Consider the following 24,216-nt stretch of genomic DNA (forward strand, 5'->3'; position numbering starts at 1 on the left):
AGGAGCCAGCTTTATGTTATAATGATAGGAGAAAACTGAAAGGATTTACCATGTCAAAAGAAGTTATTGTTGAAAGTTTTGAACTTGACCACACCATTGTTAAGGCACCCTATGTTCGCTTGATTGGAGAAGAGACTGGACCAAAAGGAGATATCATTTCTAACTTTGATATCCGCTTGGTTCAACCAAATGAGGACTCTATTCCTACTGCTGGACTTCATACTATTGAGCACCTCTTGGCTAAGCTAATCCGTACTCGCATTGACGGTATGATCGATTGTTCACCATTTGGTTGTCGTACAGGGTTCCATATGATTATGTGGGGACGTCATTCTAGCGCTGAAATTGCAGCTGTCATCAAGGATTCGCTCAAGGAAATCGCTGAAACAACAACTTGGGAAGATGTCCCAGGAACAACTATTGAATCTTGCGGAAACTACAAGGATCACAGCCTCTTTTCTGCTAAGGAATGGGCAAAATTGATTCTCCAACAAGGAATCTCAGACGATGCCTTTGAACGTCATGTCATCTAATAATTAATAATAAAAAAAGAAACCAGCTTTTGAACTGGTTCCTTTTTTTATTTTCTAAATCTTGATTTAGGCTTTTTCACGAATGACCAAAACACCATCTTCCATGTCAGCTTCAAGGTGTTTAGCATCAAGGTTATCCAAGTGGAAGTCTGTGACTTTGTCACGGATTTGTTGTTCAACCACACGACGGAGTGGACGAACACCCATGACTTCATCGTAGCCTTCCTCAGTCATGTATTCTTTAGCAGCTTCGCTCACTGCCAAGTCAATGTCTTTCTTAGAAAGAGTCTTATTGACATCAATCAACATCAAATCAACAATCTTAGAAAGATCTTCCTTGCTCAAATGTGAGAATTCGATAACAGCATTGAAACGGTTGAGGAATTCTGGACGGAAGTAAGGTTTCAAACGATCCATCAATTCTGGTTTATCAGCATCTTCTGTCAAGTTAGCTTCGTAACCAAAGCCTGCGTTTGAAGTTGCGATAATCACCGTATTCTTGAAGTTGACAGTGTTACCTTGACCATCTGTCAAACGACCATCGTCCAAAACTTGAAGGAGAAGGGTGATGACTTGAGGGTCAGCCTTTTCAATTTCGTCGAGAAGGACGATTGAGTATGGATTGCGACGGACGCGTTCTGTCAAGGTATTGTTGTTGTCATCGTAACCAACATAACCTGCAGTTGTACCAATCAATTTAGATACGGCTGTGCGGTCACTGTATTCAGACATATCCAAACGAATGATCGCATCCTTGGTTCCAAACATATCTAGCGCCAATTGCTTAGCAAGCTCTGTCTTACCAACGCCAGTTGGTCCTACAAAGAGGAAGCTTCCGATTGGGCGATTGCCTTCATCAAAACCAGCACGGTTACGACGGATAGCACGAGCTACTGCTTCTACCGCCTTATCTTGACCGATTACCTTATCTTGCAAGCGATGAGCCATATCTTTCAAACGTTCGATATCTGACGCTCCCATTTGTGATACTGGGATACCCGTCATTCGTTCTACAGATTCAGCCACATCGTTGACACTTGCAGTCACTTTCATATCTTCTGTATGGTTTTCGATTTTCTTTTCCAATTCTGCAATGCGTGTTTTATAGTTTAGAGCTGCTTCAAAATCTTCTGCCTCAACTGCTTTTTCTTGCTTGTCTTTTTCTGCCTCAATTTCACGTTCAACAGCATGAACATCTGTTACTGGATGCTGAGCTGCCAAGTGAGCCGCCGTAACATCGACAAGGTCGATAGCCTTATCTGGCAAGCTACGTTGAGGAATGTATTGGACTGAATAATCTACCGCTGCTTTCAAGACTTCGTCTGGCAAGATGACATTGTGATGTTGTTGATAGAGATCACGAATTCCTTGAAGGATTTTATATGTATCCTCTGCTGAAGGAGCATTGACTTTGACTTCATTGAAACGACGAGCAAGAGCCGCATTCTTCAAGATGGTGTTACGGTATTCGTCTTGAGTCGTTGCCCCAATAACGGTCAATTCCCCACGAGATAGGGCTGGCTTAAGAATATCCGCAAGTCCCTTAGAACCACTGTCACCTCCAGTAGATCCAGCACCAAGTATTTGGTGAATTTCATCAAAGAAGAGAATGATATTTCCCGCTTCTTTCACTTCATTGACTAAGTTTTGAACGTTTTCTTCAAAACTACCGCGGTATTGAGTACCAGCTTCAAGTCCAGAAATATCAATGGAAATAATTTCCTTATTCTTAATAGCAGCTGGAACATCACCATTCACAATAGCTTGTGCTAGACCTTCGACAACTGCTGTCTTACCAACACCTGCATCTCCAACCAGAACAGGATTGTTCTTGGTACGGCGTGAAAGAATTTCAGATGTTTCTTGAATTTCCTTGTTTCGTCCGATAACAGGATCCAACTTGCCCTCACGCGCTTCTGCTGTCAAGTTTCGACCCAGTTTAGCAAGGACACCATCTTGTTTCATACCTGAAGCCTGTTGTTTCATTTGTCCATCAGCTTCTGCATTTCCTGGCAATTGACCAGTTGCACGATAGTGAGCAAATTCCTCAGGTGTGACTTCACGTCCATTAATCAAGTAACGGCGATTTTCAGAACTGTATCCTCGCATACCACCCATCAATTGGTTAAACAAATCATCCATGTTGTTAAAATTATTAAAGTTGTTGTTCATATTCTTTACCTCTTTTTATTTACTTAGTTATGATTACTGACATTGACTATCTTTGACTTTTATTTTAAAAAATTTAGACTAGCTAAATCGCTACTCTACGTACTATTTCTGGTTTTTCTTTTTCAAGCAGGAGTAGACTATCTTTACTTCTAAAGATTTCTAGATTAAACATAGACCCCACCTCTTTCTATTTTACTTTAAATAAGTGTTCTAGTAAGGCTTTCATTTACCTTACGTTCATAATATACTACATTAGTCAAAAAAGGTCAAGTAATTTGACTTTAATTGACCAATAAATTTTACAAAAAGAAGAACTAGCTTTTAACTAGTCCTTCTTTGTATTATTTTATATAATCTTAACTCAACGCATCCAAGGCATCATCCATTGAAAGAACTTCGTGGAAGACACGTTGTGTCAATTCAGTTTTTTGTTCTGGAGTGAGGTATTTAGTGTTTACACAATATCCAGAGATACGTACGATAACATCTTCACCTGACATGATTTTTTCGTAAACATCGTTCAAGTCCATAACGTTCAAGTTAACGTGTTGTCCACCGTTTTCGAAGTAACCATCAAGGATTGTTACCAAGTTATCAACTTGTTCGTCACGAGTCTTACCAAGAGCGCGAGGTGAAACTTGAGTTGTCAATGAGATACCATCAGCTGCATAACTAAAGTCAAGGCTAGAAAGTGAGTTCAAGTTTTGCAACCATCCACCTTTAGCTTTGTTAGATGGGTTAGCACCTGGTGAGAAGAATTCAAGTTTAGACAAGTTCACAGAACCATCTTCGTTGAGGTATACACCTTTGTGGACTGGTGAGTTACCAGTTTGTTTAGAGTAAGCAACGTTAGATGTGATAGTCAAAAGTGAAACTGTAGCTTCTGCATCTTTGTAAAGTTTGTGGCTACGTAGACGAGTTGTGTAAGCTTCAATCAACCATTCTGCCAATTCGTTTGAACGAGGATCATCTTCACCCCAACGTGGGTATTCACCGATTGTTTCGTAATCGTAGATATAGCCGTTTTCGTCACGGATTGGTTTAACTGTAGCGTATTTGATAGCTGACAATGTATCAACAGTGTTAGCAAATCCACAGATACCGAATCCCATGTTTGCACGTTGTTTAGTTGGCAAGAAGGCCATTTGAACAGCTTCGTAGTTGTACTTATCAGTCATGTAGTGGATGATGTTCAAAGCATCTACGTAAGTGTCAGTCAACCAGTCAAGAGATTTTTCAAAGTTTTCTTTAACTGATTCGAATTCAAGAACTTCGTCACGAATTGGTTCGATGTCAAATACTTTGTAGTCTTTGTGAACATCGTCGTAACCACCGTTCAAACCAGTAAGAAGCGCTTTCAAAACGTTTACACGAGCACCGAAGTACTGGATGTTGTGGCGTTGTTCTTCATTTTCTGGGTCAAGTGGAGAGACACAGCATGAAATACAGCTCATTTCACCATATCCGTCTTTGGCCATTGTTGTTACACCTTCGTATTGGATAGAAGAGTGTTTGTGGCTCATGTGCATACAGTAGCGACGGAAGTTGTATGGCAATTTGTCAGTCCAAAGAACTGTCAAGTTTGGTTCTGGAGAGTTACCGATGTTGTCAAGAGTGTTCAAGAAACGGTAGTCCATCTTAGTAACACGGTGACGACCGTCGTTACCCATACCAGCCATAGAAGTTGTGATGAATGTTGGGTCACCTGAGTACAATTGGTCGTAAGCTTTTGTACGAGCAAATTTAACTGTACGAAGTTTCATAACGAAATCATCAACAAATTCTTGGATTTCTGATTCAGTAAATGTACCACGAGCAAGGTCACGTTCTGCAAAGATGTCCAATACGATTGGCACACGACCTAGGGATGTAGCAGCACCGTTGATAACACGGCAGACAGACATGAAGGCGATGTTAACCCATTGGATAGCTTCTTTAACGTTCATCGCTGGTTTGCGAACATCAACTCCGTAAAGATCACCCAAGCGAACAACTTGTTGCAATGCTTGGTATTGAAGATTGATTTCTTCACGAAGACGAATTGTTTCTTCATCGATTTCTTCGATTGCATTCCAGTCGTTTACTTTTTCTTGCATCAAGTAGTCAGCACCGTAAAGAGCAAGACGTGCGTAAACACCGATGATACGTCCGCGTGAGTATGCATCTGGAAGACCAGTTACAGTGTGAGCGTGACGAGCGCGACGAATGTTTGAAGTGTAAGCACGGAAGATACCGTCGTTAACTGTTGTTACATATTTAGTGAAGATTTCGTGAACAGCTGGGTCTGGTTCGTATCCATTTTCTTTCAAAGTAGTTTCAGCCATACGGATACCACCTTTTGGCATGAAGTTCAATTTGAAGAGTTCATCGTTTTGGATACCAAAGATAACTTCATTTTCTTTGTCGATAAATCCTGCAGGGATATCAGCAATAGATGTTGGACGAGTGTCCATTGGGAAACGAGTTTCTTCGTAGTGAGCCTTAGTTTCTTCTACAATCTTTTTGATGTGAAGTGAACGTTCTGTTGGTCCTGCAAGGAAGCTTTCGTCTCCATCGTAAGGTGTGTAGTTAGCTTGTACGAAGCGTGATACACTTGCTTTTTCTTTCCAATCTACGCCTTTGAAGCCTTCCCAAGCTTTGTCAAAAATATCTTGTGCTTCAACAACTGTCTTAACAACCATGTTAATGTCCTCTTTTTTCTTTCTAGTAACAGTCATCTGTTACATTCATGAGACAAGTATACCACACAGTAACCGATTTCAACAAGTGGAAAAGGCCTATTTTTACACTTTCTTTTCTAAAACAGTCTATATTTCGCCCTAAACTGTATTATATTTTTGAAAAAAATAAAGCCTTTTTTCTTTTTTTCAGAAAAAAGGGTATAATAAAAGAAAATAAGCTGTAAAAAGGGGGGCCAGGCATGTTGATTTTTCCTTTGTTAAATAATTTGTCAAGAAAGATCATCCATATTGACATGGATGCCTTTTTTGCTGCGGTAGAAATCAGAGATAATCCTAAACTTAGAGGAAAACCTGTCATTATCGGAAGCGACCCTCGGCAAACAGGTGGGCGTGGTGTCGTTTCCACTTGTAGCTATGAGGCGCGAGCTTTTGGTGTCCATTCAGCCATGAGTTCTAAAGAAGCCTACGAACGTTGCCCCCAGGCCGTCTTCATCTCAGGAAATTATGAAAAATATAAAGCTGTGGGCCTCCAGATTCGAGCGATTTTTAAGCGCTATACAGATTTGATTGAACCCATGAGCATCGACGAAGCCTATTTGGATGTAACAGAAAATAAACTCGGCATCAAGTCAGCGGTCAAAATTGCTCGCCTCATTCAAAAAGATATCTGGCAAGAACTGCACCTGACTGCTTCTGCTGGCGTTTCCTACAACAAATTCTTAGCTAAAATGGCCAGTGATTATCAAAAACCACATGGTCTGACAGTGATTCTACCTAACCAGGCTGAGGACTTTCTCAAACAAATGGATATTTCCAAGTTTCATGGAGTAGGAAAAAAGACGGTGAAAAGACTTCATCAAATGGGTATTTTTACTGGCGCTGACCTACTTGAAGTTCCTGAAGTGACCCTGATAGACCGTTTTGGTAGACTAGGTTATGACCTTTATCGAAAGGCTCGTGGCATCCACAATTCCCCCGTCAAATCCAATCGCATCCGTAAGTCAATCGGGAAGGAGAAAACCTATGGGAAGATTCTCCGTGCTGAGGAAGATATCAAAAAAGAGCTGACTCTCCTATCAGAAAGAGTCGCTCTCAATCTACATCAACAAGAAAAAGTTGGAAAAATTGTCATTTTGAAAATCCGCTACGAGGATTTTTCAACTCTTACTAAACGAAAAAGTCTTGCTCAAAAAACACAGGACGCTAGTCAGATAAACCAAATAGCCCTGCAGCTCTATGAAGAATTAAGCGAGAAAGAAAAAGGTGTCCGCCTATTGGGGATTACCGTGACTGGATTTTAAAACCTTGAAGAGCTGCCCCTTCAAGGTTTTTCTTATACAAATAAACGAACAAAGCTATAAAGCAATAAGATACTACCAAGCACGATGCGGTATTTACCGAAAAGGGTAAAGTCGTGTTTTTTCACATAGCTGGTCAAGAAGCGAATAGCGACCATGCTGACTGCAAAAGCTACTCCCATCGCAACCAAGAGCAAGAACAATTGCCCAAAGTTCAAGAGTTGTCCTGCTTTTACAAATTTGAAAATCTTTAATGCACTAGCTCCAAACATAACAGGAATTCCAAGATAGAAGGTAAATTCTGTCACAACAGAACGACTAGTTCCATTCAACAAACCACCGACAATCGTTGCCCCAGAACGACTAGTTCCTGGTAAAAGGGCAAGAACTTGGAAAAGACCGATATAGAAGGCTGTCGTATAAGGAAGCTTGTCCAACTCTGTCACACTTGGCTCGATAGCACGCGCTTTATTGCGCTTTTCCAAATAGATAAAGGCAATCCCATAAATAATCAACATAAGAGCAACTGAAACCATGTTATGGAAGTGGGTATCAAACCAATCATCAAACTTAAATACAGCAAGCAAAGGTAAAGTAGCTACAAGAACTTTAGACCACAATTGCCAAGTTCGACGAACTTCCTGCTTGTCTTTACCCGGTTTAAAGGGATTGAGCTTATTAAAGTAAATAACCATGACTGCTAAAATAGCACCAAGCTGAATCACGACATTAAACATGGACATAAAAGCTTCATTCTGATTTTGGTATTGGATAAATTCCTCTGCTAAAATCAAGTGACCTGTACTTGAAATCGGCAGCCATTCCGTAATTCCTTCAACAATACCGAAGAAGATAGATTTTAAAATTTCAATAAGATACATAGATTACTCCTTTTTCTATCTTCCATTATAGCATATTTTTTCAGTCTGTGACAGTTCTCTTTAAAAGGCACCGATACTACCACCGCCTCCACCTCCGGAGAAGCCACCACCAGAACTTCCATTTCCAGAAGATACGGAATAGGTACTTGCTGTGTTTGCGATGCTGGCATAATGGCTCATTTGCGCGCTTGAATGATAAAACATACCGTGCCAGCCATAATCTACATAGAGATTGATATCTGGATTTCCCACTTTAATCTGATGAATCTTCATCAAATGGCTGACCTTGTCCGCATAACCAAATAAGGTCGCATAGACCAAAAGGCGATTCCAGACCACAATACTTTCCAATTCAGCCTGATCCAATCGCGCAATCTCACGTAACATATTTTCAAAACTGGTCCAGAGATAGTAGACTTCTGCCCCTGCTTCATTCAGGACACCATCACGATTATCTAGCCGAAGCTTCCAATAATAGAAAACAGCCAAAACCAAACCTAGAAAACCAAGTATTGGCAAGGGGAGGTATAAATAAGCATGAGCATCCAAACTGTACAAGAACAAACCAAATCCGATAAATAGGGGCAAGATAGTCAAGACACCCATACCTACTTGCAAGGCCTTTTCCAAACCAGTTAAAGGACGATAGTAATCCGGAAGTCCCCAGAAGGTGACTCGACTTCTCACTCCTTCTTGCATCTCTTTCAATACTTCTTCAAAAGAAGATTTGAGCTGAAGCCCTCTTGCTTGAATCCGTTTTTCATCAGAGACTTTTGCTCCACGATAAAGACTATCAGATACCTTGTAGTCCGCAAACAAATTGGATAGAGTTTCTTCTTTTTTGCCTGAAAAGGCCAGATTTAGACAGTCTTCCTCAAAGCTTGACAAACCATCTTCTTTTACTAGCCTCAAACCAACTGCATCTCCTTCTGAAATGATAGAGACATTCCCACGGTCTATCACATCTAGTAAGGTAGCTTGAACAAGTTGATCAAAGGTGAATTTACCTGCTCCTTTTGTTAGAGGACTCACTTCCTCCAAGGAGGTGGAGTAGACAGCCTCTGATAAAACCATAGGCTCTAATTCCATTGGTGGTTCATAGATACGATGATTTTTGGCATATTTGACCGAAGGAGTGGTCTTTCTTCTATAAATAAAATAGAAGCAGACACTCAATAACAAGGAGATAGAAAGTATCAAAGGGAAGACCCAAGTAACGAGTTGTTTACTTTGTTCTTTTTCTTTAACAATCGAGTCTTCTATCTTATTAAACTCTTCTAAACGATTCCCTTTCAATCCCTGATCCCTAGCGCTAGCAAAGTCGGTTCTAGGCCAGTAGGCATGCAATTCAACTCCACGCTTAGGCGGAAGATTGTCTAAACGGATAGTATAATCAAGGTTACTCTTTTCAATCGTTCCCTCTCTAAAAAGTTTCCCTGTATGGAAAAAGAGTTTTTCAGCCCCCTTGTCTCCCCTTACATGAAATTCAAACTTTCCAATAGTTCCTGAACTATCTGTCAGAGGTTGCCAATTTAATTCAGCGATGTCATCATATAGAAAAAGCAAATTTTTTAAATTCCATGTGAGGTCAACTTCAACTGTGTCGCCTTCCTGTCCTGGATTATAAACTTTAACAGTATAACCATCTGCTCCTTCTATCACTTCGCTAGTAACATCTACTAGTTCAGCACCATTTTTCGCGGCCTGAACCTTTGGATGAGGGTCAATGTCAAATCCGCTAGGCATCTTGCCAGCACGTCCAAGTCCCACAATTTGACCCTTAAAGTCCTCCTCAAACTGGTAAACTATCTTTTGTCTAAATTCTGCCGTATTGTCTGCATGAATATACAAATCCCCTTGGTAAGAGTTTATCTTGAAATCAATGGCAAAAACAGAGAGTGGCAGAAGGCAAAACAAGCCTAACACCAGTAAGAAAAAAGTTTTTTTCATCAACTAAGCCCCCTTTTTATCTTTGCTATCATTATATCATTTTTTCTCAAGTAAGGGCTTACCTATATTGAAAAATAGAGTTTTTTTCGATAAAATAGGAGACAGTTATTTTTTAATAGATTAGAAATAGGAGAAATCATGAGAAAAATATACTTATCTATTTTCACAAGTCTTTTGCTGATGCTAGGACTTGTCAATGTTGCCCAAGCCGATGAATATTTACGCGTCGGGATGGAAGCAGCATATGCTCCCTTTAACTGGACTCAGGATGATGATAGCAATGGGGCTGTCAAAATCGATGGGACTAACCAGTATGCTAACGGATACGATGTTCAAATCGCCAAGAAAATCGCTAAGGACTTAGGTAAAGAACCTCTGGTTGTTAAAACCAAGTGGGAAGGTCTAGTCCCTGCCCTTACTTCTGGTAAGATTGACATGATTATCGCAGGTATGAGTCCTACTGCCGAGCGTAAACAAGAAATTGCCTTTTCAAGCAGTTACTACACTAGCGAACCAGTTTTGCTTGTCAAAAAAGATTCTGCCTACGCAAGTGCTAAATCTTTGGATGACTTTAATGGTGCGAAAATCACTTCTCAACAAGGTGTTTACCTTTACGACTTGATTGCACAAATCCCAGGTGCTAAAAAAGAAACAGCCATGGGAGACTTCGCTCAAATGCGTCAAGCTCTTGAGGCTGGTGTCATCGATGCCTATGTTTCTGAACGCCCAGAAGCACTGACTGCCGAAGCTGCTAACTCTAAGTTTAAAATGGTTCAAGTAGAACCAGGTTTCAAAACGGGGGAAGAAGATACAGCTATTGCCATTGGACTTCGTAAAGATGACAACCGTATTAGCCAAATCAATGCTAGCATTGAAACCATTTCGAAAGATGACCAAGTTGCCTTGATGGATCGTATGATCAAAGAGCAACCTGCCGAAGCTACAACAACTGAAGAGACTAGCAGTAGTTTCTTTAGCCAAGTCGCTAAAATTCTTTCTGAAAACTGGCAACAACTCTTGCGTGGTGCTGGTATCACCCTTTTAATCTCTATCGTGGGAACCATCACAGGTCTCATTATTGGACTTGCCATTGGTGTTTTCCGTACTGCTCCTCTATCTGAAAATAAAGCCATTTATGGCCTACAAAAACTAGTCAGCTGGATCCTCAATGTCTACATTGAAATTTTCCGTGGTACACCAATGATCGTTCAATCAATGGTTATCTACTATGGAACTGCCCAAGCTTTCGGTATCAACCTTGACCGTACACTAGCTGCTATCTTCATCGTTTCAATCAATACCGGTGCCTACATGACTGAAATCGTCCGTGGTGGTATCCTAGCAGTTGACAAGGGACAATTTGAAGCTGCGACTGCTCTTGGTATGACCCACAACCAAACCATGCGTAAGATTGTCCTACCTCAGGTAGTCCGTAACATCCTACCAGCAACTGGCAATGAATTTGTCATCAATATCAAAGATACATCTGTATTGAACGTTATCTCGGTTGTCGAACTTTATTTCTCAGGAAATACAGTGGCAACGCAAACCTATCAATACTTCCAGACATTTACAATCATCGCCGTGATTTACTTTGTCCTCACCTTCACCGTAACACGTATCCTACGCTTCATCGAACGCCGCATGGACATGGATACCTATACTACAGGTGCTAACCAAATGCAAACGGAGGATTTGAAATAATGACACAAGCAATCCTTGAAATTAAACACCTCAAAAAATCCTATGGACAAAACGAAGTGCTAAAAGACATTTCACTCACTGTCCACAAGGGAGAGGTCATCTCTATCATCGGAAGCTCTGGAAGCGGGAAATCGACCTTCCTACGCTCTATTAACCTACTTGAAACACCAACTGATGGAGAAATCCTTTATCATGGACAAAACGTCCTCGAAAAAGGCTATGACCTCACGCAATACCGTGAAAAGTTAGGGATGGTTTTCCAATCCTTTAACCTCTTTGAAAATCTCAACGTCCTTGAAAACACAATCGTCGCTCAGACAACTGTCCTTAAACGTGAACGTACAGAAGCTGAAAAGATTGCCAAAGAAAACTTGGAAAAAGTCGGCATGGGAGAACGCTACTGGCAAGCCAAACCAAAACAACTCTCAGGTGGTCAAAAACAACGTGTAGCTATTGCACGCGCCCTCTCTATGAATCCTGACGCTATTCTCTTTGATGAACCAACGTCAGCTCTCGATCCAGAAATGGTTGGAGAAGTCCTTAAAATCATGCAAGATCTAGCTCAGGAAGGCTTGACTATGATTGTAGTGACTCACGAAATGGAATTTGCCCGTGATGTCTCTCACCGTGTTATCTTTATGGATAAGGGCGTGATTGCTGAAGAAGGCAAACCAGAAGACCTCTTCACCAATCCTAAAGAAGAACGTACAAAAGAATTCCTTCAACGTTATCTCAAATAAAAAGAAAAGGCTGCATCAACCGTGCAGTCTTTTTACTAGCCAAAAAATGAAAAGGCAGACCCTATTCAAGAATCCGCCATCATCCAAAGATTAATCTTCAAATTTTTCATGATTTTTATCATAGAAATCAATTAAACCTAGAGCCGTTTCAAACGAAATATTTTTTACTTTTGCACGCCCCTGCGCTAGAGCAATGATAGACATTTCACGCGCATTCGTTTCTTTAGAGATACGGTAGCCTGTGATTTTCTTATCACGAACCCAGCCAACAACTGATTCTACTTTTTCAAAGTTTGACTTAGCCATGTCCTTCTCCTATTTTCTTCTTTACGATATTTAATTGTATACGTTTTTATGACTTTTGTCAATAAAAAAACATATATTCAATAAAATTAATGATTTATTTTTCTATTACTATCTTATTAAAGCCGATAATATATAGGTTTTCCCTTGCTATAAACCATTAGTAAATACCTTTAAAATAATTGTATTATTAACTCTTTTGTTTGTAAAATTATTCATACTTTGCAAATAGCAATTCTTGATAGATTAGACAGGTTTTATACTCAACTTTATTCTATTTACCTAACTTTAAAATAATATTTCTAATAGCAGAAGACTTGCTCTCCACACTATTACTAACTATTATTTCTCTTCTCCTTCTTTGATATTCTTCCTGCCTTTATAAGCACTTTTCACTTGATCAACTGGTACTATTTATTTACTTTATCATTCCTTTTTATTTCTTCAAACCTATAAAAAGATGAGTAGTTAGGAGACAATAGTATCCTATCTTCCAACATTTTCCACTTTTTTATCTTCTTAGTATCTTATCACTCTTCTCAGTTAACTCAGTATAAGGCTTCTCATTAGTATTGATTATTTTTTCTAATTCCTATTATATTTAACCAAATTTCAGATTAGACATATATAAAATAGTGGATTCTAAAAATACGCCTTATATATAACAAGTAATTTTACTCCCTTACTATAAACTGAATCAAAAAATAATAGGTACTATAATGACTTGTGATAGAAATAGCGTAATCGATTTCCTAAGTCCATAGGAATCGCCCCCTTTCTTCACCCTCATTATAGCACCTATACATCAGTTGTGCAAATAATATGATATTTTTTTATTAGTCCTCAGACAAGCATATTATAGAGCGTTTCATTACCATTTAAGTTAATATAAGATGGATCAAAACCTTCCATTCGACGAATCAAGCCTGCATAATCATGCTTATCTGCCAAGGCAATCCCAATCAATACTGGGCCTGTCCCCTTGCTAGCTCGTTTGATATACTCAAAACGTGTGATATCATCATTTGGCCCCAAGATATCATTTACAAACTCACGCAAAGCCCCCGGACGCTGTGGAAAATTAACCACAAAGTAATGCTTGATCCCATCATAAATCAAGGCACGCTCTTCCATTTCCGGCATACGGTTGATATCATTATTTCCTCCAGAAATGATACAACAAATGGTTTTCCCCTTGATATATTCAGCTAAAACCTCTAAAGAGGCGATACTAGCCGCTCCAGCAGGTTCTGCGACAATCCCTTGCTTAGAGTAAAGGTCAATCAAGGTTTCAGAAATCAATCCCTCATCGACACCTACTAAGGTTTGAACATATTGACGAGTTGCTTCATAGGTCAATTGACCTACCTTTTGTACAGCAATCCCATCTGCAAATTTGTCAATTTCTTTGAGTTTGACTGGTCCACCAGCTTCAAAGGCAGCCTTCATGGAACGAGCTCCATTAGCCTCTACCCCAATGACTTCAATCTCTGGACTTGTTTCCTTGATATAAGTCGAAACTCCAGCAATAAGACCTCCGCCTCCAACAGGGACTAAAACAGCATCGAAATCAATTGATTCTTTTCGAGCTTCTTCTAAAATCTCATAAGCAACTGTCCCTTGACCAGCTTGAACATGGGCATCATCAAAGGGATCAATAAAGGTACGGTTTTCAGAGAGTGTAAATTCTTGAGCTGCTTTAGCTGAGGCATCAAAGGTATCTCCAACTAGTTTAATGGTTACGAAATCCCCACCAAAAAAGCGAACTTGTCCAATTTTTTGTTGCGGAGTAGTAATTGGCATGAAAATAGTTGCAGGAATCTTCATTTCATTGCAAGTATAGGCAACTCCCTGCGCATGATTCCCCGCAGAAGCGCAGACTACCCCACGCTCACGTTCTTCCTTGCTGAGCTGGGAAATGGCATAATAGGCACCACGAATTTTAAAAGAGCGAACACGTTGGGCATTTTCTTTTTTCAAATAAATCTTAGCACCATACTTCTCCGATAAATAATGGTCGTAATCCAGCGGTGTATTCACAACCACACCATTCAAGACCTTATGAGCCTTGATGATATCTTTTGAACTTAACATCTTTTTCTCCTAGACTATTTCATACTTATCTCAATCCATCTTCTTAAAAGAAAGCTGAATTGATTATAAAAGCGAGTTAGTCCCCCAACTCGCCTTCACCTTAATTTCTATCAATTAGTTATAGATTTTGAATGCATCATCGTCGTTTTTACCAACGAATGGCATTGCTTTACGCAATTCTGCACCAACTTTTTCAATTTCAAGGTTAGCTGCTTGTTCACGGTAAGCAGTCAATTTTGGACGTCCAGCTTTATAGTCATTTACAAAGTCGTTTGCAAATTTACCATTTTGGATGTCTGCCAAGACAGCTTTCATGTTTTCTTTAACTTGCTCAGTAATCACACGTGGACCTGATACATAGTCACCGTACTCAGCAGTGTTTGAAATAGATTGACGCATTTTCTTGAATCCACCTTCGTAGATCAAGTCAACGATCAATTTCATTTCGTGAAGAACTTCAAAGTAAGCCAATTCTGGAGCGTAACCTGCTTCTGTCAAGACTTCGAAACCTGCTTCGATAAGGGCAGTCAAACCACCACAAAGTACAGCTTGTTCACCAAACAAATCTTCTTCAGTTTCTTCTTTGTATGTTGTTTCAAGAAGACCTACACGAGCTGCTCCAACACCTTTACACCAGTCCATAGCAATGTTTTTAGCATTTCCTGTTGCATCTTGGTATACTGCATAAAGAGCTGGAACACCAAATCCTTCTTCATAAGTACGACGCACCAAGTGTCCTGGTCCTTTAGGAGCACACATAAAGACATCTACATCCGCAGGAACTTTGATAAACTCAAAGTGGATATTGAAACCATGAGCAAATCCAACTGCATTTCCAGCTTCCAAGTTTGGAGCGATTTCTGCTTCGTACAATTCTTGTTGGATTTCGTCTGGTGCCAAAATCATGATAACGTCAGCCAATTTAGTAGCTTCTGCTACTGTGTAAGTGTCAAATCCATCTTCTTTTGCTTTGTCAAAAGATTTACCTGGACGTACACCGATGATGACATCGCGACCTGAATCACGCAAGTTTTGAGCATGCGCATGTCCTTGCGAACCATAACCAATAACGGCGATTTTTTTACCGTCAAGTGCTGCTACTTTAACATCTTTTTCATATTCCATTTGAACTGCCATAATTTTTCTCTCTTTTCTATTTTTATTGCCTGTTAGGCTAGTTTAACAAATTTAAAATATTTTTATACTCTATGAAAATCAAAGAGCAAATTAGGAAGCTAGCCGCAGGCTGCTCAAAGCACTGCTTTGAGGTTGTAAATAAGACTGACGGAGTCAGTAACATATACCTACGGCAAGGCAAAGCTGACGTGATTTGAAGAGATTTTCGAAGAGTATTAATCGCGGGTAAATCCAGTTGCACCAGTTCGAGCAATATTGCGAATACCGTATGGTCGAATGACTCGCAATAGAGCTTCACTCTTTTCAGCATTTCCTGTCATTTGAATGGTAATCGAGCTTGGCGCTACGTCTACCACTGTTGCACGGAAAGGTTGAATAATGGCTAGAATCTCAGCTCGCTTCTCAGCTGGTGCTGACATCTTAACCAAAATCACCTCGCGCTCCAAATGAGGCTTGTCTGTAATATCTCGAATGCGAATCACATCAATCTGACGATTGAGCTGTTTGATAATTTGCTCCACCTCATCATGTGAAGCAACATCAATAATAATGGTGATACGCGATACATTCGGATCTTCTGTTGCTCCAACAGAAATGCTTTCGATATTAACCTGACGGCGAGACAGGACACCGGTAAAGCGATTGAGGACTCCTGAACGATTTTGTAGTTTAGCTGTTAACATTCTACGCATGGAACTTCACCCCCAACATCTCATGATTACTCTTACCAGCTGGTACCATTGGCAACACCTGCTCCTTACGAGAAATATCTACCTCGATTAGCATAGGAACATCCTCAGTGATGACTTCAAGGTCTTGAGCCAAAGTCTCAGGATTGTCAAACTTATAGTTTTTAATTCCATAAGCTTGTGCCATCAATTGGAAATCAGGAAGGGTATCAAAGACCGACTCAGATGTTCTACCTTCATAGAAGGATTCTTGCCACTGGCGGACCATTCCAAGTGAGTGGTTGTTCAGCATAACCACCTTGATTGGCACCTTGTAAATGTTCAAAATAGCCAATTCCTGGTTAGTCATTTGGAAACCACCATCCCCAACAAACAAGACCACTTCCTTATCTGGGTTAGCAATTTTAGCACCGATTGCTGCTGGAATTCCGAATCCCATCGTTCCCAAACCACCTGAAGTCACTAACTGACGTTCATTTTGGTATGGATAATACTGGGCTGTCCACATTTGGTGTTGACCAACGTCTGTTACCACAATGGCATCTCCATTCGTCAACTCACCGATGCGTTCAATAACGGCCTGAGGTTGAACTACACGCTCTTTCTTATCGTAAGAACGAACGCGGTTCTTGTCTTTAGTGACTTTCTCAATCCATTTCTCAGTATTGTTATGAACTGTCGGTTCCGCCAACAACATTTGCAAGGCTTTCTTAGCATCTCCAACTACAGGAATATCTGCACTGATAATCTTGCCAATCTCAGCTGGGTCAATATCAATGTGAGCAACCTTAGCATTCTTAGCAAAGGTCTTAGGATTCCCCGTCAAGCGATCATCGAAACGGCAACCGATACTAATCATAAAGTCTGCTTCCGTCATGGCAATATTAGCTGCGAAAGATCCGTGCATACCTCCCATTCCAAGGAAGAGTGGATGAGTCGTTGCAATCGTACCTTGTCCTAAGAGACTAGTTACCACTGGAATTTGATATCGCTCTGCAAATTCATTTAATTCCGCAGCAGCTTCAGCATAACTAATTCCACCACCAGCTAGCAAGACTGGTTTTTTAGCCTTAGATAATTGCTTCAAGATTTTCTTAATTTGCATATCATTTGGCTCAAGAGTCGGCTGATAGCTTGGTAAGTTCACTTCTGGTGAATAAATGAAGTCTGTTTCTAAAGCAGATACGTCTTTTGGTAGGTCAATGACAACTGGCCCTGGACGGCCTGTAGTTGCGATATGGACAGCTTCCGTAATGATACGAGGGATATCTGCTGTCTCACGAACTTGGTAATTGTACTTAGTGATTGGCATGGTAATTCCCACGATGTCTGCCTCCTGAAAGGCATCTTTCCCAATCCCTGCTCGCGCCACCTGACCTGTAAAGACCAAAAGGGGAACGCTATCGCTCATGGCATCCGCAATCCCTGTAATGGCATTTGTTGCTCCTGGTCCACTAGTGACGACGGCAACACCCAACTTTCCAGTTGATTTGGCATAACCTTCAGCTTCATGCAAACAACCTTGCTCATGGCGTCCTAGAATGTGGTGAATGCCTTTAAAATTATATATCGCATCATAAAAAGGCAAGACAGCACCACCAGGATAACCAAAGATGGTATCAATTCCTAAATCACGAAGTGTTTCCAAAACTAGGTCCGACCCCGTCTTAGGAGATTCTAAACTGATTTTCTCCATTGTTCCCCTTTCTCTTCACTTAAAAATAACTTGTTACTATCATACCATTTTTTCAAAATTTTTCAAGACAAAATAAGAAATTTTCTGAATTTTCTATTTTAAAGTTTATTTATGAATAATCATTTTGTTTTTTATGAGTTTTAAAAGGTATTTTATATTCTTTTTCAAGTTATTTCCATTTATATTATGAATGTCCTTCGCAAATTATTTCAACTCATTTTTAGATAAAGTTTTTTGAGTGCACATTTACAGAATTTATAAAATTTATCGGAACTATACAAAAAAGGAAGCCACTAAGTGACTTCCTTTTAGAGGGAGGACTGATTAGTCTTCACCTTTGTTTTTCTTAATGATTTCTTCTTGTACTGACTTAGGTACATCTTCGTAGTGGTCAAATACCATCATGAATGTACCACGTCCTTGAGATGCAGAACGAAGAACTGTTGCGTAACCGAACATTTCAGCAAGTGGAACGTAAGCACGAACAATTTGGCTGTTACCGTGTGCTTCCATACCATCTACACGTCCACGACGAGCAGTTACGTGACCCATAACATCACCAAGGTTTTCTTCTGGAACAGTGATTGTTACAAGCATCATTGGCTCAAGGATAGCTGGTTGTGCTGATTTAGCAGCTTCTTTAAGGGCAAGTGAAGCCGCGATCTTGAAGGCAGTTTCAGATGAGTCGACATCGTGGTATGAACCATCGTAAAGCTTAGCTTTAACGTCAACCATTGGGTAACCTGCAAGAACACCGTTAGCCATAGATTCTACCAAACCTTTTTCAACCGCTGGGATGAATTCACGAGGAACCACACCACCGACGATTGCGTTTTCGAATTCGAATCCTTTACCTTCTTCATTTGGAGTAAATTCAATCCATACATCACCGAATTGACCTTTACCACCAGACTGACGTTTGAAGAATCCACGTGCTTGGGTAGAAGCGCGGAATGTTTCACGGTAAGATACTTGAGGAGCACCTACGTTTGCTTCAACTTTGAACTCACGACGCATACGGTCAACAAGGACGTCAAGGTGAAGCTCACCCATACCAGAGATAACTGTTTCACCAGTTTCAACGTTTGTTTCAACGCGGAATGTTGGATCTTCTTCAGCCAATTTTTGAAGGGCGATACCCATCTTGTCTTGGTCAGCTTTAGATTTTGGCTCAACCATCAATTGGATAACTGGTTCTGGAACGTTGATTGACTCAAGAATGATTTTAGCTTTTTCATCTGTCAATGAGTCACCAGTTGTAGTATCTTTCAAACCAACGGCAGCAGCGATATCACCTGAGTAAACAGTGTCAATTTCTTGACGGCTGTTGGCGTGCATTTGAAGGATACGTCCGATACGCTCACGTTTACCTTTAGAAGTGTTCAATACGTATGAACCTGATTGAAGAACACCTGAGTAAACACGGAAGAATGTCAAACGACCTACGAATGGGTCTGTCATGATCTTGAAGGCAAGAGCTGCAAATGGCTCTTCATCAGATGCTGGACGAGTTTCTTCTTCATCTGTATCTGGGTTGATACCTTTGATCGCTGGGATGTCAAGTGGGCTTGGAAGGTAGTCAATAACCGCATCAAGCATCAATTGAACACCTTTGTTCTTGAAGGCAGAACCACACAATACTGGGAAGAATTCAACGTTGATAGTCGCTTTACGGATACCAGCTTTCAATTCTTCGTTAGTGATTTCTTCACCTTCGAGGTATTTCATCATCAATTCTTCGTCAGTTTCAGCAACTGCTTCGATCAATTTTTCACGGTATTCTTGAGCTTGGTCAAGGTATTCAGCTGGGATGTCTTCTTCAAGGATATCTGTACCAAGGTCGTTAGTATAGATTTCAGCTTTCATCTTGATCAAGTCGATGATACCACGGAAGTCATCTTCAGAACCGATTGGCAATTGGATTGGGTGTGCATTTGCTTGAAGACGATCGTGAAGTGTGCTTACTGAGTAAAGGAAGTCAGCACCGATTTTGTCCATTTTGTTGGCAAATACGATACGTGGAACTCCGTACTCAGTTGCTTGACGCCAAACTGTTTCAGTTTGAGGCTCAACACCTGATTGTGAGTCAAGAACGGTAACCGCACCATCCAATACACGAAGAGAACGTTGTACTTCGATTGTGAAGTCCACGTGTCCTGGTGTGTCGATGATGTTTACGCGGTGGTTGTTCCATTGAGCTGTTGTCGCAGCAGATGTGATAGTGATACCACGCTCTTGCTCTTGCTCCATCCAGTCCATTTGTGACGCACCTTCGTGAGTTTCACCGATTTTGTGGATTTTACCAGTGTAGTAAAGAATACGCTCAGTAGTTGTTGTTTTACCAGCATCGACGTGAGCCATGATACCGATATTACGAGTTTTTTCAAGTGAAAATTCGCGTGCCATGAGGTTTGTTTCTCCTATTTATTTTTGATTTCTATTCTATTATAACACGATTTTAATAAAAACGGATAGGCAGGACCTACCCGTTCTCAATGTTTTCATGCTATTGTTGGTTTCAACTTGTAGATTTACAAGTTGAATTGAACTCGGGCTAAAGTTAATTAGCCGATTTGAGCCGGAACGGGATGCTGTGTGAAAAAGATAAACTTCCTTGTATTCGTCGAATACTGCGTCAGTTTCCTATTTTCACCTTGCATCCTTAGCGTTCCTAGCATCATGATTTTACCAACGGAAGTGTGCGAATGCACGGTTAGCTTCAGCCATACGGTGAGTGTCTTCACGTTTCTTAACAGCTGCACCAGTGTTGTTAGCAGCATCCAAGATTTCTTTTGCAAGACGGTCTTGCATTGTGTGTTCACCACGAAGACGAGCGATTGTTACCAACCAACGAAGTCCAAGTGTTGTACGACGTTCTGGACGAACTTCAACTGGGACTTGGTAGTTAGAACCACCAACACGGCGTGCACGTACTTCAAGTACAGGCATGATGTTTTCCATAGCTGTTTCAAATACTTCAAGTGCATCGTTTCCAGTAGCTTCTTTGATTTGCTCAAAGGCACCGTAAACGATTGAAGCAGCTGTACCACGTTTACCATCAAGCATAACGCGGTTGATAAGACGAGTAACTAGTTGTGAATTGTAAAGCGGATCTGGCAATACGTCACGTTTTGGAGCTCTATTTTTACGACTCATTTCTCTTTATCCCCTTTCCTTATGCTTTTGGACGTTTAGTACCGTATTTTGAACGGCCTTGTTTACGATCGTTAACACCTGCAGTATCAAGTGCACCACGGACGATATGGTAACGTACCCCTGGAAGGTCTTTTACACGTCCACCACGAAGAAGAACCACGCTGTGCTCTTGCAAGTTGTGTCCGATACCTGGGATGTAGGCAGTAACTTCGATAAGGTTGCTCAAACGTACACGAGCGAATTTACGAAGGGCTGAGTTAGGTTTTTTAGGTGTCATTGTTCCAACACGAGTTGCAACACCACGTTTTTGTGGTGAAGAAACGTTTGTTTGAACTTTTTTATGACTGTTGTAACCAACGTTCAAAGCTGGTGATTTAGATTTTTCTACTTTTGATTTACGCGGTTTGCGAACCAATTGGTTAATTGTAGGCATCTACATTCTCCTGTGTTTTTTTATTTTTGGTGATGATACACTTGGTGACAGCTATCATCTGTGTGTACTTTTGCAACATTTGTCAGCACGTCCCTGTACACTCTTGAGAGACCAAAAGTAAAAAGTACCGTCTATTATTGTAACAAAATTTTCCATTGGTTGTCAAGATATTTTTCTTTTTTATTCTTAATTTTAGCTCTTTTGTAGTGCTCCCCCAAAAAAGAAAAAGGAGGAATCCCACCCTCCTAAAGTTAGTATTGTTTCATTCAATCCCATCAATTTTAGCACATAATGTTCAAAAAAATTATATCATCACAACCAACCAGATTCTTTCGCAATATTAGCTGCCTCTGTTCGATTACCTGCATCTAGTTTCGAAAGAATATTGGTGACATAGTTTCGGACTGTTCCATTTGATAAATAAAGTTGATCTGCAATTTCTTGGTTAGAGAAACCCTGAGCGACTCCCTTTAAAACTGCGATTTCTTGCTCCGTTAATGGATTGGGATGCGTCATCACCACTTCCATCAATTCAGGCGAATACTCCTTGCGTCCCTCTAGGACGGTGTGCAAGGTTTTCATGAGGTCTGCAATGTTTCTTTCTTTTAATACATAAGCATCTACTCCGGCCTTGACCGCACGTTCAAAATACCCAGGACGCCTGAAGGTCGTCACCACAACCACCTTTGTTTCTAGATTTTCTGCTCGTATCCACTCCAAGACTTCGAGGCCCGTCTTAACAGGCATTTCTACGTCAAGGATGGCGATATCTACAGACTCCTTTTCTAATAGTTGGATTGCTTCTTGCCCATTCTTGGCTTGAAGGACAGACTCCACATCCGGTTGAAGCGTGAGCAACTGGCACATGGCATCTCGCAACATACTTTGATCTTCTGCAACAAGTAGTTTCATCTTAGTTTCTCTCCTTATAAGGTAGTCGAACCTGAACTTCTGTCGGTTGTTTCCAACTAATTACCTTTACTTCTCCCGAAAATGGAAGAACACGATCTCGAACTGTATGGAGGTCAGCCCCGCTTATAGAAGTAAAGCCACAGCCATCATCTCTCACTGTTAGAATGAGTTCTTTCTCTGTCCGTTCTAATTTTAAGTAGACTTTAGAAGCTTTGGCATGTTTGATGATATTAGTCACCAATTCAAGCAAAATCATGGAAGCCGTTGACTCCAATTCCTGAGTTAAGCTAGCTGTATCTAGTTGATTAGCTATTTCCACCTCAATTCCAGCAATTTCTAACATCTTTTTCACAGTCTCTAGTTCGGATGTCAAAGTTCTAGACTTAAGATTTTCCACAATGGTTCGCACTTCACGCATTGATTCTTTGCTAATTTGCTGTATTTCTCTTAATTCCTTTTCCACCTTTGAATAAGCCTGTATTTGAAATAACTGCAAGGCTAGATCAGTTTTAACACTAAGCATAGCAAAGGTATGCCCCAGACTATCATGTAAATCTTGACCGATACGACTGCGTTCATTTTCAGCAAGCAATAGATTTATCTGGGCATTTTGCTTAGCCTGCGCTTCTTTCAAATCCTCCACAATCCGAATCCGAACCAATCCAAAAGTCATTAAATCGACAAAAGTAAGAATTCCAAGTAGATAGAATAGAAACTCAACTTCGATTCTCTGAAAAATCAACAGTTGGCCCACAACAAGGACTTGAGCAAGAAGAAAAGTCCAGACATGTAAAGACTTTAAACTACGTACGCCAAAATGATAACTTAAGAGGTTAGAAAGGAAAAAGAAGAACCAGATATAATTAACAGCAACAAAGGCAGTATTCCCAACTACATAAGTCAGCATGAGACCCCAATATAGCCAAGATAGGCGCTGGCTCTTAGTTGTTAAAACACCCAAAAATGCCACTACAAATAGAATATCAATCAATAAATGCCAGACAGAAAGCCACCCAGTCACTACAGGTAGGATGGGGAAAATCATAAAAATTAAACTGGCCCAAAACATATAGTGTATGCTTTTCAGTCTTTCAAGCATTAAGAATTCTCCTTATGACCTTGAAGGTAAATGGTCAAACCAAACAAAACTGCTGAAAAAACAAGTAGATAAACTGTGGCTGATAAATTGATGCCACCCTCGTTTAAGAAGGTCTTGAGCAACTCCATCAACTGATAAGTTGGTAGACACTTCCCGATTGCTTGCATCCAGTCTGGAAATAAAGAGATGGGCATCCAGAGTCCGCCTAAAACAGCCAAGCCTAGATAGAGAAGATTGCCCACGACAGACATCAGCTGACTAGAAGGCAAGAGTGTCAAGGTCAAGCCAAGCGATACAAAAGCTACACTTCCTACTATCAGCAAGAGCGCAGCTCCAATCCAGCTTCCTAGAGGCATATCCACACCTCTAACCAAGTGCCCAACTGAGAAAACAACCAGGATTGAGACCAAATAATCAACCATCATACTTGTTATCTTTGATAGATAATATTCTACCATATTTACTGGAGTATGGCGCAATGTTTTCTGCCAGTTGTTGATTTTATCGGTATGTAAGACAGCTGGAAATGAAAACATAGCTGTCGACATCATAGAAAAGGCTGTCATAGAGATGAGGTAGTCGCGCATAAAATTTGCTGGCCCATCTGGTGTGTCCTGGTACATGCCTGAAAAGAATAAATAGAAGGCCGTCGGCATCCCTACGGATAATAGATAATAGACTAATTGACGTTTGGTCAATAGAAATTCTATCTTGTTTAGTGCAATCCATCGTTTCATC

At 40.5% G+C, this 24,216-nt stretch carries 19 protein-coding genes; 4 read left to right on the top strand and 15 right to left on the bottom strand.

Annotated elements, in window-relative coordinates; all coding sequences use genetic code 11:
- Positions 1-50 precede the first annotated feature (50 nt).
- Positions 51-533: an S-ribosylhomocysteine lyase gene (locus tag KB197_RS08935; protein WP_004251981.1), complete on the top strand. Its 483-nt coding sequence runs from the start codon at positions 51-53 to the stop codon at positions 531-533.
- Positions 534-599: 66 nt separating this feature from the next.
- Here the strand turns inward: KB197_RS08935 and KB197_RS08940 are convergent, their stop codons facing one another.
- Together KB197_RS08940 and pflB are read right to left on the bottom strand one after the other, a co-directional pair.
- Entirely contained in the window at positions 600-2,705 is a 2,106-nt protein-coding gene (locus KB197_RS08940) for an ATP-dependent Clp protease ATP-binding subunit (protein ID WP_064276712.1), read from the bottom strand.
- 356 nt (positions 2,706-3,061) lie between these two features.
- Complete coding sequence (pflB, locus tag KB197_RS08945) at positions 3,062-5,386, bottom strand: formate C-acetyltransferase (RefSeq protein WP_020901544.1); 2,325 nt, start codon at positions 5,384-5,386, stop codon at positions 3,062-3,064.
- 239 nt (positions 5,387-5,625) lie between these two features.
- On the opposite strand from pflB, the gene dinB reads away from it, so the two are divergent.
- Entirely contained in the window at positions 5,626-6,687 is a 1,062-nt protein-coding gene (gene dinB, locus KB197_RS08950; RefSeq protein ID WP_064276713.1) for a DNA polymerase IV, read from the top strand.
- A 32-nt stretch (positions 6,688-6,719) separates the two neighbouring features.
- Here the strand turns inward: dinB and KB197_RS08955 are convergent, their stop codons facing one another.
- Positions 6,720-7,565 (bottom strand): undecaprenyl-diphosphate phosphatase, encoded by an 846-nt coding sequence (locus KB197_RS08955; RefSeq protein ID WP_061589580.1) that lies wholly within the window; start codon positions 7,563-7,565, stop codon positions 6,720-6,722.
- A gap of 60 nt (positions 7,566-7,625) precedes the next feature.
- Positions 7,626-9,515 (bottom strand): DUF2207 domain-containing protein, encoded by a 1,890-nt coding sequence (locus tag KB197_RS08960; protein ID WP_064276714.1) that lies wholly within the window; start codon positions 9,513-9,515, stop codon positions 7,626-7,628.
- 138 nt (positions 9,516-9,653) lie between these two features.
- On the opposite strand from KB197_RS08960, the gene KB197_RS08965 reads away from it, so the two are divergent.
- Positions 9,654-11,219 carry an ABC transporter substrate-binding protein/permease gene (locus KB197_RS08965; protein ID WP_212573600.1) on the top strand — a complete coding sequence of 522 codons (1,566 nt, stop codon included), beginning with the start codon at positions 9,654-9,656 and terminating at the stop codon, positions 11,217-11,219.
- Positions 11,219-11,959 carry an amino acid ABC transporter ATP-binding protein gene (locus tag KB197_RS08970; protein ID WP_064276716.1) on the top strand — a complete coding sequence of 247 codons (741 nt, stop codon included), beginning with the start codon at positions 11,219-11,221 and terminating at the stop codon, positions 11,957-11,959. The genes KB197_RS08965 and KB197_RS08970 overlap by 1 nt, the downstream gene beginning before the upstream one ends.
- A 90-nt stretch (positions 11,960-12,049) precedes the next feature.
- Here KB197_RS08970 and KB197_RS08975 read toward each other — a convergent pair whose 3' ends face one another.
- From KB197_RS08975 to KB197_RS09025, 11 genes are all read right to left on the bottom strand, one after another.
- Entirely contained in the window at positions 12,050-12,265 is a 216-nt protein-coding gene (locus KB197_RS08975; RefSeq protein ID WP_001130035.1) for a hypothetical protein, read from the bottom strand.
- Between the two features lie 840 nt (positions 12,266-13,105).
- Complete coding sequence (ilvA, locus tag KB197_RS08980; protein ID WP_049487446.1) at positions 13,106-14,356, bottom strand: threonine ammonia-lyase IlvA; 1,251 nt, start codon at positions 14,354-14,356, stop codon at positions 13,106-13,108.
- Positions 14,357-14,470: 114 nt separating this feature from the next.
- The gene (gene ilvC / locus KB197_RS08985) at positions 14,471-15,493 is read right to left on the bottom strand and encodes a ketol-acid reductoisomerase (protein ID WP_000290683.1); all 1,023 of its coding nucleotides are present in this window, start codon (positions 15,491-15,493) and stop codon (positions 14,471-14,473) included.
- Between the two features lie 215 nt (positions 15,494-15,708).
- Entirely contained in the window at positions 15,709-16,185 is a 477-nt protein-coding gene (gene ilvN, locus KB197_RS08990) for an acetolactate synthase small subunit (protein WP_001253803.1), read from the bottom strand.
- Positions 16,178-17,878, bottom strand: coding sequence for an acetolactate synthase large subunit (locus KB197_RS08995; RefSeq protein WP_064276717.1), 1,701 nt, complete (start codon positions 17,876-17,878; stop codon positions 16,178-16,180). The genes ilvN and KB197_RS08995 overlap by 8 nt, the downstream gene beginning before the upstream one ends.
- Before the next feature lie 324 nt (positions 17,879-18,202).
- Complete coding sequence (gene fusA, locus KB197_RS09000) at positions 18,203-20,284, bottom strand: elongation factor G (RefSeq protein ID WP_000090348.1); 2,082 nt, start codon at positions 20,282-20,284, stop codon at positions 18,203-18,205.
- 279 nt (positions 20,285-20,563) lie between these two features.
- On the bottom strand, positions 20,564-21,034 hold the full coding sequence (gene rpsG, locus KB197_RS09005) for a 30S ribosomal protein S7 (protein WP_000087873.1): 471 nt from the start codon (positions 21,032-21,034) through the stop codon (positions 20,564-20,566).
- Between the two features lie 19 nt (positions 21,035-21,053).
- Entirely contained in the window at positions 21,054-21,467 is a 414-nt protein-coding gene (gene rpsL, locus KB197_RS09010; protein WP_001142332.1) for a 30S ribosomal protein S12, read from the bottom strand.
- Between the two features lie 312 nt (positions 21,468-21,779).
- Positions 21,780-22,379 carry a response regulator transcription factor gene (locus tag KB197_RS09015; protein WP_064276718.1) on the bottom strand — a complete coding sequence of 200 codons (600 nt, stop codon included), beginning with the start codon at positions 22,377-22,379 and terminating at the stop codon, positions 21,780-21,782.
- Between the two features lies 1 nt (position 22,380).
- Positions 22,381-23,478 carry a sensor histidine kinase gene (locus KB197_RS09020; RefSeq protein ID WP_064276719.1) on the bottom strand — a complete coding sequence of 366 codons (1,098 nt, stop codon included), beginning with the start codon at positions 23,476-23,478 and terminating at the stop codon, positions 22,381-22,383.
- Positions 23,478-24,215 carry an ABC transporter permease gene (locus tag KB197_RS09025; RefSeq protein WP_064276720.1) on the bottom strand — a complete coding sequence of 246 codons (738 nt, stop codon included), beginning with the start codon at positions 24,213-24,215 and terminating at the stop codon, positions 23,478-23,480. Before KB197_RS09025 ends, KB197_RS09020 begins: the two co-directional genes overlap by 1 nt.
- Position 24,216: the final 1 nt, after the last annotated feature.

This window comes from Streptococcus sp. 11-4097 (genome assembly GCF_018215285.2).
Classification (GTDB): domain Bacteria; phylum Bacillota; class Bacilli; order Lactobacillales; family Streptococcaceae; genus Streptococcus.

Bases quoted from the DNA above. Each gene is read 5' to 3' on its own strand.
- KB197_RS09025 (WP_064276720.1), bottom strand. From the start codon at position 24,215: ATGAAACGATGGATTGCACTAAACAAGATAGAATTTCTATTGACCAAA.
- KB197_RS08935 (WP_004251981.1), top strand. From the start codon at position 51: ATGTCAAAAGAAGTTATTGTTGAAAGTTTTGAACTTGACCACACCATT.
- ilvN (WP_001253803.1), bottom strand. From the start codon at position 16,185: ATGCGTAGAATGTTAACAGCTAAACTACAAAATCGTTCAGGAGTCCTC.
- KB197_RS08995 (WP_064276717.1), bottom strand. From the start codon at position 17,878: ATGGAGAAAATCAGTTTAGAATCTCCTAAGACGGGGTCGGACCTAGTT.
- dinB (WP_064276713.1), top strand. From the start codon at position 5,626: ATGTTGATTTTTCCTTTGTTAAATAATTTGTCAAGAAAGATCATCCAT.
- pflB (WP_020901544.1), bottom strand. From the start codon at position 5,386: ATGGTTGTTAAGACAGTTGTTGAAGCACAAGATATTTTTGACAAAGCT.
- rpsG (WP_000087873.1), bottom strand. From the start codon at position 21,034: ATGAGTCGTAAAAATAGAGCTCCAAAACGTGACGTATTGCCAGATCCG.
- fusA (WP_000090348.1), bottom strand. From the start codon at position 20,284: ATGGCACGCGAATTTTCACTTGAAAAAACTCGTAATATCGGTATCATG.
- KB197_RS08975 (WP_001130035.1), bottom strand. From the start codon at position 12,265: ATGGCTAAGTCAAACTTTGAAAAAGTAGAATCAGTTGTTGGCTGGGTT.
- rpsL (WP_001142332.1), bottom strand. From the start codon at position 21,467: ATGCCTACAATTAACCAATTGGTTCGCAAACCGCGTAAATCAAAAGTA.
- KB197_RS09015 (WP_064276718.1), bottom strand. From the start codon at position 22,379: ATGAAACTACTTGTTGCAGAAGATCAAAGTATGTTGCGAGATGCCATG.
- KB197_RS09020 (WP_064276719.1), bottom strand. From the start codon at position 23,478: ATGCTTGAAAGACTGAAAAGCATACACTATATGTTTTGGGCCAGTTTA.
- KB197_RS08960 (WP_064276714.1), bottom strand. From the start codon at position 9,515: ATGAAAAAAACTTTTTTCTTACTGGTGTTAGGCTTGTTTTGCCTTCTG.
- ilvC (WP_000290683.1), bottom strand. From the start codon at position 15,493: ATGGCAGTTCAAATGGAATATGAAAAAGATGTTAAAGTAGCAGCACTT.
- ilvA (WP_049487446.1), bottom strand. From the start codon at position 14,356: ATGTTAAGTTCAAAAGATATCATCAAGGCTCATAAGGTCTTGAATGGT.
- KB197_RS08970 (WP_064276716.1), top strand. From the start codon at position 11,219: ATGACACAAGCAATCCTTGAAATTAAACACCTCAAAAAATCCTATGGA.
- KB197_RS08940 (WP_064276712.1), bottom strand. From the start codon at position 2,705: ATGAACAACAACTTTAATAATTTTAACAACATGGATGATTTGTTTAAC.
- KB197_RS08965 (WP_212573600.1), top strand. From the start codon at position 9,654: ATGAGAAAAATATACTTATCTATTTTCACAAGTCTTTTGCTGATGCTA.
- KB197_RS08955 (WP_061589580.1), bottom strand. From the start codon at position 7,565: ATGTATCTTATTGAAATTTTAAAATCTATCTTCTTCGGTATTGTTGAA.